The sequence below is a fragment of the Mycobacterium sp. NGS56 genome, assembly GCF_059812425.1.
In genome coordinates, this window is sequence record NZ_JCALCQ010000011.1 from 67,420 (window position 1) to 79,816 (window position 12,397).

Sequence of the window (12,397 nt, forward strand, 5' to 3'; positions counted from 1 at the left end):
AATGTCGAACGACAAAATCATCCTGACACGCGAACAGGCCGACGCATTCGGCCGTGAACTCGACGCCATCAAGGAACGCGTGATGGCAGAGCTCGGCGAACAGGACGCCGACTACATCCGCCGCGTCATCAAGACGCAGCGTGCGCTGGAAGTCGGTGGCCGGGCGCTGCTGTTCGCCGGGTTCCTGCCGCCGGCGTGGCTGGCGGGCACCACGATGCTGGGCCTGTCGAAGATCTTGGACAACATGGAGATCGGCCACAACATCATGCATGGCCAGTACGACTGGATGCGCGACCCGGCGATCTCCGGTCGCACCTTCGAGTGGGACACGGCATGCCCGGCCGATCAATGGCGGCATTCGCACAATTACATGCACCACACCCACACCAACATCGTGGGGATGGACCGTGACATCGGTTACGGGATTCTGCGGATGAGCGAAGATCAGCGGTGGCAGCCGTACTTCCTGGGCAACCCGGTCTACGCCTTCCTGCTGATGGTCTTGTTCCAGTACGGCGTCGCACTGCACGAACTGGAAACCGAGCGCATTCGCTCCGGCGAGATCCGGCTCGAGGACAAGCGCGATGTCCTCCGGGCCATCTGGAAAAAGACCCGTCGGCAGACCCTCAAGGACTACGTCGCCTTCCCGCTGCTGGCCGGTCCCTTTGCGCCGTTCGTCTTCGCCGGTAACCTCACCGCAAACCTGATGCGCAATGTGTGGTCGTACATGATCATCTTCTGCGGCCACTTCCCGGACGGAACCCAGGAATTCACCGTCGAAGAAACCAGGGACGAGTCACGCGGCATGTGGTACTTCCGCCAAGTCCTCGGCTCGGCAAACCTCACCGGCGGCAAGTTCTTTCATCTGTTGTCCGGCAACTTGTCGCACCAGATCGAGCACCACCTGTTCCCTGACATGCCGGCCCGTCGTTACTCCGAGATCGCGCCCGAGGTGCAGGAGATCTGCGAACGCTACGGCATCCCCTACAACCGTGGTCCGCTGCTGCGCCAGTTCGGCACCGTCGTCCGCAAGATCGTCCGGCTGACCTTCCCCGACTCGTGGGCGCGCAAATCCATCGCCGAGCAGACCCCCGAGCCCGAGCTGATCGCCGCCTAATCCCCGCGGTCCGGCCATCGAGTTGGTGCGAGATATCGGCTGAATCACGACCGTGGGCCGTATGGACGATTCAAGGCGTCTCGCACCCATAGGACCACACCGGCGCAAGTGGGGACTGCTCAGCTCACCTCGGTAGGGGCGTCGGCCGCCTTGAGGAGTTTCACCTCGGGCCGCTGGGGCACGCCGTCGGCGAGGAACCACCGAAACGCCAGGTTCCCACGCGGATAGCCCAGCGTGGTAAGCGAATTCGGGTGTGTCGTCTTGTCGTTGGACAACACGACCGTCACGGAGCCGTCGCTGTTGACGACGGCACTGTGGCCGTTGAGGGAGCAGCGGGCATCCTGCGCGCCGAAGGTCGCCATGAACTGGTTCCACACCACCAGGTTCCAGAACCGGCATGGCGGCGGCCGGTGGGTGATGACCAGCGCCTCGTCCTGGTCGAGCACGAAGCTGCCATAGGAGTAACAGGCGTCGCGTGCCGACCAACCGAAGTTGGCGTCGGGCACCTGATAGGGATCGGCGAATGCGTTTGCGGCATGGTCGGTTTCGTGCCCCAGCGCGTGCCGCTCATCAACGCGGTTCCCAACGGCCAGCGGGACGATGGCGAACATGGTCCGCAACCAGGTCGCGGCGGCGCGCAGACTCGCCGCGGTCTCGGCGTCGCCGTGCCGGATCGGGTCGGGCTCCTCGAGCGCCGTGATGTGCCACGTCACCGGGCGGCCCGTCAGGGGATCAGCCTGATAGTCGCGGGTCATCAGCACGGCCGCGCCCGGCGTCGCGGGAAATTCGAACGTGAAGTTGCCGCCGGCGTCGATGTCGAGGTCGGTGTCGCGGACGATCGCGACCACCCGATCGGACCACGCCCCGGGCGATGGCTCGTTGTACGCCGTCACCGAAAAGTAGACGCTGTCACCCTTATTCCCGCTGATGCGGTACCGGCGACCGGGATCGACCGGGCAGATGAAGTAGTAGGCGTCGGTGTTGTCCCCGCCCCAGCGACGGTCGCGGCGCGACGGCGTGTTCACCGCGACGAATTGCGGTCGACCCGGCTCGGGAAACAGATAGGTGTCCAGGGCGACGCCCAGGGTGGCGGCCAGCATGCGGTAGCCGTCGGCGATGTGCCGGTCGTCGGTGACGGCACGGTCACCCTCGAGGAACGAGTGGTCCAGTTCGCCGAGCGTTTTCAGCAGTTCCTGCCACGCGTCCGTCGATTGGTGCGTCATGCGCCGATTCCTTTCAGGAGCAACCTGGTGGTGCGATCGACCCAGGCATCATCGAGTTCGGTGGCGCGGGTTAGCAGGGCCACCAGCGTGATGCCGGCGATGGTCTCGGCCAACTCGGCGGCGGTCACGTCCGGCCGCACCTCACCGCGCGCCGCGGCCGCCGCGAGCCAGTCGGCGAGACCTCCGCCGAGAACGCCGGCGAAGCGCTCCAGCAGCGCCGAATGCAGCGTCGGATCCGCGGCCATCTCGCCGACCAGACCCGGCAGCGCCGCTCTGGCGGCCGGCGTGCTGAGGAAAGCCATTGTGCGGCGGACCATCTCACGCAGACCATCGGGAGTAGACCCACTATCTGGAATAGCGGTACCGGCGCCGATCGGAAACACCGCCTCGTGCACCAGGTGGGCCTTGCTGGGCCAGCGGCGATAAATGGCGGGCTTGCTGGTGCCCGCGCGCTCGGCGATGGCGGAGACCAACAAGCCGGGGTAACCGGTCTCGGCCAGCAGTTCAACCGTCGCGCTAAGCACCGCGGCGTCGATGCGGGGATCACGGGGTCTGCCAAAATCCACTACCATTACGAAACTCAGAGTAACATAAGTGGCCGTGAACGTTCGCCTTGACGACCTCGCCTCGCCCAGGTTCAGCGTCGAGGGCCAGCAGGTTCTGGACATGATGGCCACGATGGCGCCGCAGTGCCCGCTGGATGCCGGCGCGCTGCACGCCAGGGCCAGCGCCGAGACCGGTCTGCACGATTTCGGTCCGAACGATTACCGCGAACGCCTCGAGGTGTATCTCGCCGCGCTGCGCGAGATCGACGGCCTGCACGACGCCGGGGTGGTGAACTTCTACGGCCAACTGCTGCAGGTGCTCAAGAACCGGCTGCTCTTGACAGACCTGCTGCGTCGCCATCCCGAGATCAACGAAATCGAATTACGCTCGCCCGTGGTGATTGCGGGGCTGCCCCGCACCGGTACCACACACCTGCACAACATGCTGGCAGCGCCGCCGACCTTTCGCACCATGCCGTACTGGGAAAGCAACGAACCGTTCCCGATGCCGAATGAAGTTGGCGTTGAGCCGGATCCGCGGCGAACCCGGATGGATGTCGCGGTCGGGGTGATCAACATGGTGATGCCCCATTTCGCGCTCATGCACGAGATGACCACCGACCACGTCCACGAAGAGATCCAGTTGTTGGCCAATGACGTGTCGACGATGCTGCTGGAGACACTCGCCGAGGTGCCCCGCTGGCGCGCCTACTACCAGGCTCATGATCAGACGCCGCACTACGAATACCTGGCCACCCAACTGCGGGCGATGCAGTATCTGCGCGGCGGACGGCGCTGGCTGCTCAAGTCGCCCCAGCACCTCGAGCAGGTGCCCGTCCTGGATCGGGTGTTCCCGGACAGCATCCTGGTGTTCACCCACCGCGATCCCGTACCGGTTGCCCTGTCGATGATCGCGATGATCACCTACTCCGCCCGCATGCACCGCTCGCGGGTGCCGGTGCGGCAGATCGCCGGCTCTTGGATCGACCGCCTCGATCAGATGCTCACCGCACTCATCCGCGACCGCGACACCATCGGACCGGACCGCTCGATCGACGTCCGCTTCGACGACTTCATGGCCGACGAACTCGGCGTGGCCCAACGGGTATACGCGCTGGCCGACGAACCATTCACCGACGAGGCACGCACGGCAGTCGGCGCCTACCTCGCGGGCCACCGGCGCGGACGACTGGGCAATGTCGAAACGTCCTATGAGATGTTCGGGTTGGACGAGGCCAACCTGCGCGAGCGCTTCGCGCCGTATGTCGAGCGGTTCCTCAAATAAGCGCAGTGCGCTAACTTCTCAACTCATGGTCACAATGCCCGCGCTGGACGGTGTCGAACACAGGTATATCGAGCTGGGAAGCGACGTCACGATCCATGTCGCGGACGCCGGTCCGGCCGACGGACCGCCCGTCATGCTGGTGCACGGCTTCCCGGAGAACTGGTGGGAGTGGCACGAACTGATCGGTCCGCTGGCCGCCGACGGGTACCGCGTGTTGTGTCCCGACCTGCGGGGCGCGGGCTGGAGTTCGGCGCCCCGCTCGCGGTATCTGAAAGCGGAGATGGCCGAGGACCTTGCGGGCGTGCTGGACAACTTGGGTATCGCGAAGGTGAAGCTCGTCGCCCACGACTGGGGCGGGCCGGTCGCCTTCATCATGATGCTGCGCCATCCGGAGAAGGTGACCGGCTTTTTCGGGCTGAACACGGTGGCGCCGTGGGCGAAATTCGATTTGGCGGCGATCCGCGACCTCTGGCGGTTCTGGTATCAGGTTCCGATGTTGCTGCCCGTCGTGGGACCTCGCGTGCTCAGCGATCCCAACTGGCGGTTCCTGCGGATGCTGGGTTCGTGGGTCGGCGGCGAGTTTTCGCTGCCCGAGGACAGCGCCCGGTTGTACAGCGAGTGCATGCGCCAGCCGGGCCACGCGGAGGCCGGATCACGGTGGTATCGCAGCTTCCAGGCGACGGAGATGCGCAGCTGGCTGGGTGGTGAGTACAACGATCTTCGAGTCGATGTACCGGTCCGCTGGCTCAGCGGTACTGATGATCCGGTGATCACTCCACGGCTGTTGGACGGATATGCCGACCACATAAGCGATTTCAAAGTAGAGCTGGTCGACGGCGTCGGGCACTGGATCGTCGCCCAGCGACCAGACTTGGTGTTGGATCGATTGCGCGCGTTTATGAAACTGTGAGCTAGTCGACCCCGATGGTGACTTCTGTCGATTTGATGAACACGGTGGCCGGCTGCCCGACCTTGAGTCCGAGCTCGGTCGCGGCGTCCTTGGTGACCGACGACGTGATGACCTGATCGCCACCGTCGAGCGTCACCCGCACAACGGCCATCACAGTGCCGAGTTCGACCTCGGTGATGGTTCCCCTGAGCTGGTTTCGGGTCGAGAGCCGCATCGCAGGATCCTCCATGTTGGACGGGTGGGGTCTGCGGTGAGCTTAGCCCCGTCGGACCGGGGCCGGAATGGCTTGGCACACTTTCAGTTACGCGGACGGACGATTCTAATGCCGCGGACCGAGCAGGGCTACGGATGCATCCACGGCCGGCTCCACGATTTCTCGGACCGGCTTTCCGTCTTCGACCGCAAGTGCGGTGAGCTCACGCAGGCCGCCCAGCAGGATCACGGCCAATGACGCGGTCAGCGGGGGCAGCTTTGCGCGGCGGAACCCCGGACTGGCGCTGAGGTCGATCAGCAGGCTGGTCAACAACTGCAATCCGCGGCGTTGCACCGGCCGAGCGGCAGCCCCCAGCGACGGCAGTTCACGGATCCAGCTCAACGTGATGGCCGGCCGCGCCTCGATAGAGCCGACGTAGGCCTCGACCGCCTGGCGGATCTGCACGTGCCAATCGGCCTCGGGATCGACGGATGCCACGATCTTCTCGCCGAGATTCTCGATGTCCACGGCCAGCAATTCCAGGAAACACTCTTCCTTGCCGGCGAAGTGGTCGTAGAACGTGCGTTTGGACGTGCGTGCGTGGCGGACCACGTCGGCAACCGTGCTGGCGCGGTAGCCGCGCTCGGTGATCGAGGTGGCCAGACCGTCAAGCAGCCGTTGCCGAAACGGATCCGGCTCGGCGGGTGCGTCGCCCGCAACCGCATCGGCGGCAGCCGCCGTCACCGCTGGTGTCACGCGGGCGCCCCCTTTCGACGAACGCGGCGCCTTGTCAGGCTTGGTACATCAGAGTACCGTACAGGGAGATGTTGCGGTACATCGCCGTACCACCCCGGTGCCGGGGCAGATATTGGGAGACGTCATCGCCATGAGCCACCAAGTCGCCGCCCCGCCGGCCGCAATCAAGCTGCCTCCGGCGGTCCGAATCCCCAAGTTGCTTCAGGGCCTTGGATTTTCGATGTCGCGGCGCTGGATGATCCAGCGACTGGCGCGCCGCCACGGCGACGCGTTCACGCTCAACCTGCCGATGTACGGGCGCGTCATCGCCATTGGTGACCCGCAGCTGGCCAAGCAGATCTTCACGACCAGCCCCGACGAACTCGGCAACATTCAGCCCAATCTAAGCAGGCTGTTCGGCACCGGCTCCGTGTTCGCGCTCGAGGGCGACGAACATCGCCAACGGCGTCGGCTGTTGGCCCCGCCGTTCCACGGCAAGAGCATGAAGAAGTACGAAAGCATCATCGAAGAAGAGACACTGCGCGAGATCGCCGACTGGCCGCACGGCAGCCCTTTCGCGACGCTGCCGCCGATGATGCGAATCACGCTGAACGCCATTTTGCGCGCGGTTTTCGGCGCAGAAGGCGCCGAGCTCGACGAGCTGCGCCGGCTCATCCCGCCGTGGGTCACCCTGGGCTCGCGATTGGCGTCGGTGCCGATGCCCAAACGCCAGTTCGGTCGGTACAGCCCGTGGGGCCGACTGGCCGAATGGCGACGCCGGTACGACAACGTCGTCGACAGGTTGATCGATGACGAGCGGGCCGATTCGCACTTCGCCGAGCGGACCGACGTCCTGGCGATGCTGCTGCGTACCACCTACGAAGATGGTTCGGCCATGTCGCGCAAGGACATTGGCGATGAGCTGCTCACGCTGCTGGCGGCCGGACACGAAACCACCGCATCCACGCTGGGCTGGGCGTTCGAGCGGATAAGCCGGCACCCCGACCTGCTGAAGGCGCTCGTCGAAGAGGCCGACGACGGCGGCGGTGAGCTGCGTCAGGCCACGATCTTGGAGGTCCAGCGAGCCAGGACGGTGATCGATCTCGCGGGTCGCCACGTCTACCCCGAGACGTTCCGCCTTGGCGAGTGGGTGATCCCGCGGGGCGATACCATCATCGTCGGAATCGGGCAGATTCACAGCAACCCCGACGTGTTCCCCGATCCCGACCGTTTCGACCCGCAACGCTTCATCGGGACCAAGCCGTCGGCGTTGTCGTGGATCCCGTTCGGTGGCGGGACGCGCCGCTGTGTAGGAGCGGCGTTTGCCAACATGGAAATGGACGTCGTGCTTCGGACAGTGTTGCGCCGCTTGACCATTGAGACGACGGACGCGCCCGACGAGCACTGGCATTGCCGTGGGGTCGCGTTCACCCCGAAGGACGGCGGCCGGATAGTGGTGCGCCAGCGCTGAATTCGGCGCGGGCCTGGACCCGGGAGGAGCCCGGCGTCGCTACTGGCCCGCGGTTGCCCGGCGCGGCAGTTTCCAGCCCGGGCGGATGAAGTGGCAGGTGTACCCGTTGGGATAGTGCTGCAGGTAGTCCTGGTGTTCGGGCTCGGCTTCCCAGAAGTCGCCGGCGGGGCTGACCTCGGTCACCACCTTGCCGGGCCACAGCCCGGACGCCTCGACGTCAGCGATGGTGTCCAGCGCGACTCGCTTCTGGTCCTCGTCGAGATAGAAGATGGCCGACCGGTAGCTGGCACCCCGGTCGTTGCCCTGCCGGTCTTTCGTTGTCGGATCGTGGATCTGGAAGAAGAACTCCAGCAACCTGCGGTAGTCGGTGACGGCCGGGTCATAGACGATCTCGATGGCCTCCGCGTGGGTGCCGTGGTTCCGGTAGGTCGCGTTGGGCACGTCACCGCCGGTGTAACCGACCCGGGTCGAAACCACGCCCGGCTGCTTACGGATCAATTCCTGCATCCCCCAAAAGCAGCCGCCGGCGAGAATCGCTTTCTGGTTGGTCATCGTTCGTCCTCCATAACCGGCCAGCACTCGGGCAGGAACAAAAGCCAGGCTACACTCCGCCGATGAGCTGCAACGGTGCCGCGAAATCATGAGCACGCCGAAATTCTCTCGTAGCGAACTGGCTGCCGCCTTCGAGAAGGTCGAAGCGACGGTCGATGCGGCGGCGCGATCGCACGACTGGGACGCGTGGGTCCAGCACTACACACCCGACGTCGTGTACATCGAACACGCGGCGGGCACCATGCATGGTCGCGATGAGGTCCGCGAGTGGATCAGCCGGACGATGGGCAGTTTTCCCGGCAGCCACATGGTCGCGTTCCCGTCGCTGTGGTCGGTGATCGACGAGGCCACGGGGCGCATCGTCATGGAACTCGACAACCCGATGCGCGATCCGGGCGACGGCACTGTCATCGGCGCGACGAACATTTCGATCATCACCTACGCCGGCGATGGCCTGTGGCGTCAGCAGGAAGACATCTACAACCCGCTGCGCTTCGTGCAGGCCACGCTGAAGTGGTGCCGCAAGGCCCAGGAGCTGGGCACCCTCGACGAGGCCGGCTCGCAATTCATGGCGCAGTACGGAGGGACCCAGTGAGCAGCAAGCCCAAACTCGTCATCGGCGCCAACGGCTTTCTGGGTTCGCACGTGACCCGACAGCTCGTCGCCGACGGTGCGCAAGTCCGGGCGATGGTGCGGCCGAACGCCAACACCCGTGCCATCGATGACCTTGCGCTGACCCGGTTTCACGGCGACGTGTTCGATACCGCCGTGCTGCAGGAGGCGATGGACGGTGTCGACGACGTCTACTACTGCGTCGTCGATACCCGTGCCTGGCTGCGCGACACCTCGCCGCTGTTTCGCACCAACGTCGAAGGGCTGCGCAACGTTCTCGACGTGGCCGTTGCGCAATCCGGGCTGCGCCGGTTCGTCTTCACCAGCACGTACGCGACCGTCGGGCGGCGTCGCGGACACGTCGCGACCGAAGCGGACGCCGTCGGCACCCGCGGGGTATCGGACTACGTCCGATCCCGAGTTCAGGCCGAGAACCTGGTGATGCGGTATGTGGCCGAGGCCGCGCTGCCCGCGGTGGCGATGTGCGTGTCGACGACATACGGCAGCGGCGATTGGGGCCGCACCCCGCACGGTGCGTTCATCGCCGGCGCGGTGTTCGGCAAGCTGCCCTTCACGATGGAGGGCATCGAGCTGGAAGTCGTCGGCGTCACCGACGCGGCCCGGGCCATGATCCTGGCCTCCGAACACGGGCGCATCGGCGAGCGATACCTGATTTCCGAGCGGATGATCGCCTTGAAAGAGGTGGTCCGGATCGCGGCCGACGAGGCGGGCGTGCCCGCGCCGCGACGCTCCATCTCCGTCCCGATGCTGTATGCGCTTGGCGCGCTGGGTGACCTGCGGGCCCGCTTCACCGGCAAGGACGCCGAGCTCAGCCTCGCTTCGGTGCGCATGATGCGTGCCGAAGCGCCCGTCGACCACAGCAAGGCCGTGCGCGAATTGGGCTGGCAGCCGCGGCCGGTCGAGGAGTCCATCCGCGAGGCGGCCCGGTTCTGGGCGGCGATGCGAGATGCCAAAGGTAGGAGCGCAACTCCGCGCTGAACACCACGCCGACCGCCGTTCAGGACGCTGCGCGGCGATCGGCGTAGGACTAGCCTCGGGCGGTGTGACGACCGCGCGAGTGCCCGTCGATCTCAGCGGAGCGCCCCAGACCATGCTGGCGACGTTCTACGCGAAGGCGCTGGACGCCGACTTCCCGAAACCGATCCTGGGCGATCGGTACGCGAAGGAGATCGTCGAGCGCATCGACTACGACTGGAAGAGAACGACCATCACCGCGCGGCGCGCGCCGTCGGTGACCACCCGGTCGGCGCACTTCGACCACTGGACGCGCAAATTCCTTGCCGCGCATCCGTGTTCGATCGTTCTGCACCTGGGCTGCGGGCTGGACAGCCGCTTTTTTCGCTTGCAGCCAGGCCCGGACGTCCAGTGGTACGACGTCGATTACCCCGAGGTCATAGCGCTGCGCTCCCAGCTTTACCCGGGCGGCGATCACTATCGCCTCGTTGCCGCCTCGGTAATCGACCCGGCGTGGCTGGCCGAAATCCCGGCCGACCGTCCCACGCTGATGATCGCGGAGGGGCTGACGATGTATCTCACCGAGCAGGACGGAACCGCGCTACTGCGCCGGGTGGTTGACCGGTTCGGTTCAGGTGAGCTGCAGTTCGACGCATTCAACTGGCTCGGGATCAAGTCGCAATGGCTGAACACAGTGGTGCGACGGTCGGGATCCACGCTGCATTGGGCGATCAACGGGCCCGACGACATCGTCGAAGCCGTGCCGACGGTGCGGCTTTTGGCCTGGGAACGATGGTTCGAGTCGGATACCTTCGCGCAGTTGCCCCGCTCATCGCGGGTCTTGGGCAAGATCATGTCGCAGTTCCGGGCGGTTGCGAACATGTCGCAATACCACCGCTACGCATTCGGTCCGCCGGACGGGAAGCCCTGACCACGGACGCGCGTTGAACCCGACAACTTCGTCTAAGGAGAAACCACCATGGCCCACCCGGAAATCAAGGAACCCAGCGCGGGACACCCGATCACCATCGAGCCGACCAAGGGACGGGTGCAGGTGCACGTCAATGGCGAGCTCGTCGCCGACACCACCGCGGCATTGGAACTACGCGAAGCTACTTTGCCTGCAGTGCAATACATTCCGTTCGCCGACGTGGTGCAGGATCGGCTCAGCCGGACGGAGACCAGCACCTACTGTCCCTTCAAGGGCCACGCGAGCTACTACAGCGTGACCACCTCGGCCGGTGACACCGTCGACGATGTGATCTGGACGTACGAGCAGCCGTATCCGGCCGTCGCGGCGATCGCCGGGCATGTGGCGTTCTACCCGACCAAGGCCGACATCAGCGTCTTTGCTCAGTAAGGGATCCACCCGGGAAGGGCATTTTCGACCGCGCGGGTGTCGCTGTACAGACGCATGGAGATGATCAGCCCGTCGCGGGTGTCGAAGATGCATACGAACGGGCTATCGAATTCGAGGCCGTTAGAGGTGGTGCCGGTGGCTTGCGCCTCCACCACCACGGTCTCTCCCTCGTTGACGCAGCGCACCAAGTCGATGGTCAGCTCGAGGTTTTGCTTGCGTCGCTCGACGGCCCGCCGAAACGTGGCCTTGTCGCAGGAAGTGCGCGTGTAGAGGGTCCAGTAGGTGAAGTCGTCACTGAGCAGCGCGAAGCCCTCGTCCAGATCCCCGTCATCGCTTACGGTCTGCAGGAACATCCAAGCCAGTTCGCCCTGCGGGTCATCGAACGGCGTCATCACAACGCAATATTGACTTGGCCCGCAGTTCACGGTCAATCAGATCAATCGGAGACTCATCAGGTGAAGAGCGCGCGCACGGTCGTTTTTCCCGGGGCCGTCAGCTTCGGGCACACGTTGGCGCCCCTTCGCCGCGGCCGCGGCGATCCGTGCTTCCGGGCTCCCGGTGACGGCTCGATCTGGCGCACCAGCCTGCTGCCCAGCGGGTCCGTCACGGCCCGGATCAGCCGCATCGCCACCAATGCCGTGCAGGGTGTGGCGTGGGGCAGCGGCGCACAGGAGTTCATCGAAACGCTGCCTGCCATGCTGGGTCTCGAGGACGACGACTCGGACTTCGTGCCGCAACATCCGACAATTGCGGCCGCGTACCAACGGGTTCCGCACTTGCGCCTCGGCCGCACCGGGCTGGTGCTGGAGGCTCTGATCCCGGCGATCATCGAGCAGCGGGTGCCCGGAGCCGATGCGTTTCGCTCGTGGCGGCTGCTGGTGACGAAGTACGGCACACCCGCCCCGGGGCCGGCGCCGGAGGGAATGCGCGTCATGCCGCCGGCGCAGGTATGGCGACACATCCCGTCGTGGGAGTTTCATCGCGCCAATGTCGACCCGCGGCGGGCGCAGGCCGTGGTGAGCTGTGCGCGGCGGGCTTCTTCGCTGGAACGGTTGGTGTCGTGGCCGACGGGGCGGGCACGTGAGGCGTTGATGTCGCTGCCGGGGGTCGGGGAGTGGACCGCCGCGGAGACCGCGCAACGCGCCTTCGGCGACGCCGACGCCGTGTCGGTGGGCGACTATCACATTCCCAAGATGATCGGTTGGACATTGCTGGGCCGGCCCGTCGATGACGCGGGCATGCTCGAACTGCTCGCGCCGATGAGACCCCACCGCCAGCGCGTGGTCCGGTTGCTCGAAGCCAGCGGACTGGCCTACGAACCCCGCCGCGGCCCGCGGTTGCCGGTGCAGCAAATTCGCTCGCTTTGATGCGTCGCGTTTTTCAGCGTGGTCATCGGGTACCCACCAGTGCAAGTAATTG

General features: G+C 65.5%; 15 protein-coding genes. 9 read left to right on the plus strand and 6 right to left on the minus strand.

All coding sequences use genetic code 11. The features are described 5' to 3' along the window. The first annotated feature begins 1 nt into the window (after nt 1). Nucleotides 2-1,117 (plus strand): fatty acid desaturase family protein, encoded by a 1,116-nt coding sequence (locus AC5Y4F_RS21415; RefSeq protein WP_499998448.1) that lies wholly within the window; start codon nt 2-4, stop codon nt 1,115-1,117. A 119-nt stretch (nt 1,118-1,236) separates the two neighbouring features. Here the strand turns inward: AC5Y4F_RS21415 and AC5Y4F_RS21420 are convergent, their stop codons facing one another. Next, a complete protein-coding gene (locus AC5Y4F_RS21420; RefSeq protein WP_067932896.1) occupies nt 1,237-2,340 on the minus strand; it encodes a DUF1214 domain-containing protein in 1,104 nt (367 codons plus the stop codon). Next, on the minus strand, nt 2,337-2,912 hold the full coding sequence (locus AC5Y4F_RS21425; RefSeq protein WP_067932894.1) for a TetR/AcrR family transcriptional regulator: 576 nt from the start codon (nt 2,910-2,912) through the stop codon (nt 2,337-2,339). Before AC5Y4F_RS21425 ends, AC5Y4F_RS21420 begins: the two co-directional genes overlap by 4 nt. 28 nt (nt 2,913-2,940) lie before the next feature. Between AC5Y4F_RS21425 and AC5Y4F_RS21430 the strand changes: the two genes are divergently transcribed. Both AC5Y4F_RS21430 and AC5Y4F_RS21435 read left to right on the plus strand, forming a co-directional pair. Continuing rightward, nucleotides 2,941-4,170, plus strand: coding sequence for a sulfotransferase family protein (locus tag AC5Y4F_RS21430; RefSeq protein WP_499998453.1), 1,230 nt, complete (start codon nt 2,941-2,943; stop codon nt 4,168-4,170). Nucleotides 4,171-4,195: 25 nt separating this feature from the next. Then, nucleotides 4,196-5,080: an alpha/beta fold hydrolase gene (locus tag AC5Y4F_RS21435; protein WP_499998455.1), complete on the plus strand. Its 885-nt coding sequence runs from the start codon at nt 4,196-4,198 to the stop codon at nt 5,078-5,080. A 1-nt stretch (nt 5,081) separates the two neighbouring features. Here AC5Y4F_RS21435 and AC5Y4F_RS21440 read toward each other — a convergent pair whose 3' ends face one another. Continuing rightward, on the minus strand, nt 5,082-5,294 hold the full coding sequence (locus AC5Y4F_RS21440; protein ID WP_067933030.1) for a TOBE domain-containing protein: 213 nt from the start codon (nt 5,292-5,294) through the stop codon (nt 5,082-5,084). Between the two features lie 105 nt (nt 5,295-5,399). Continuing rightward, nucleotides 5,400-6,017 carry a TetR/AcrR family transcriptional regulator gene (locus tag AC5Y4F_RS21445; RefSeq protein WP_067932890.1) on the minus strand — a complete coding sequence of 206 codons (618 nt, stop codon included), beginning with the start codon at nt 6,015-6,017 and terminating at the stop codon, nt 5,400-5,402. Between the two features lie 142 nt (nt 6,018-6,159). Between AC5Y4F_RS21445 and AC5Y4F_RS21450 the strand changes: the two genes are divergently transcribed. Continuing rightward, nucleotides 6,160-7,479, plus strand: coding sequence for a cytochrome P450 (locus AC5Y4F_RS21450; protein WP_067933028.1), 1,320 nt, complete (start codon nt 6,160-6,162; stop codon nt 7,477-7,479). Nucleotides 7,480-7,518: 39 nt separating this feature from the next. On the opposite strand, the gene msrA is transcribed toward AC5Y4F_RS21450, so the two are convergent. Beyond that, a complete protein-coding gene (gene msrA / locus AC5Y4F_RS21455; RefSeq protein ID WP_067933026.1) occupies nt 7,519-8,031 on the minus strand; it encodes a peptide-methionine (S)-S-oxide reductase MsrA in 513 nt (170 codons plus the stop codon). A gap of 88 nt (nt 8,032-8,119) precedes the next feature. Here msrA and AC5Y4F_RS21460 point away from each other — a divergent pair, with 88 nt between their 5' ends. The 4 genes from AC5Y4F_RS21460 to AC5Y4F_RS21475 all read left to right on the plus strand — a co-directional run bounded on the left by AC5Y4F_RS21460 (nt 8,120) and on the right by AC5Y4F_RS21475 (nt 10,978). Beyond that, nucleotides 8,120-8,626, plus strand: a complete 507-nt coding sequence (locus AC5Y4F_RS21460) for a nuclear transport factor 2 family protein (protein WP_499998464.1) — start codon at nt 8,120-8,122, stop codon at nt 8,624-8,626. Beyond that, entirely contained in the window at nt 8,623-9,642 is a 1,020-nt protein-coding gene (locus AC5Y4F_RS21465; protein WP_499998466.1) for an NAD-dependent epimerase/dehydratase family protein, read from the plus strand. Before AC5Y4F_RS21460 ends, AC5Y4F_RS21465 begins: the two co-directional genes overlap by 4 nt. Before the next feature lie 79 nt (nt 9,643-9,721). Beyond that, the gene (locus AC5Y4F_RS21470) at nt 9,722-10,549 is read left to right on the plus strand and encodes a class I SAM-dependent methyltransferase (RefSeq protein ID WP_067933024.1); all 828 of its coding nucleotides are present in this window, start codon (nt 9,722-9,724) and stop codon (nt 10,547-10,549) included. A gap of 48 nt (nt 10,550-10,597) precedes the next feature. Continuing rightward, nucleotides 10,598-10,978 (plus strand): DUF427 domain-containing protein, encoded by a 381-nt coding sequence (locus tag AC5Y4F_RS21475; protein ID WP_499998468.1) that lies wholly within the window; start codon nt 10,598-10,600, stop codon nt 10,976-10,978. On the opposite strand, the gene AC5Y4F_RS21480 is transcribed toward AC5Y4F_RS21475, so the two are convergent. After that, nucleotides 10,972-11,370 carry a nuclear transport factor 2 family protein gene (locus AC5Y4F_RS21480; RefSeq protein ID WP_067932883.1) on the minus strand — a complete coding sequence of 133 codons (399 nt, stop codon included), beginning with the start codon at nt 11,368-11,370 and terminating at the stop codon, nt 10,972-10,974. The genes AC5Y4F_RS21475 and AC5Y4F_RS21480 overlap by 7 nt on opposite strands. 63 nt (nt 11,371-11,433) lie before the next feature. On the opposite strand from AC5Y4F_RS21480, the gene AC5Y4F_RS21485 reads away from it, so the two are divergent. Then, nucleotides 11,434-12,345, plus strand: coding sequence for a DNA-3-methyladenine glycosylase family protein (locus AC5Y4F_RS21485; protein ID WP_067932881.1), 912 nt, complete (start codon nt 11,434-11,436; stop codon nt 12,343-12,345). Nucleotides 12,346-12,397: the final 52 nt, after the last annotated feature.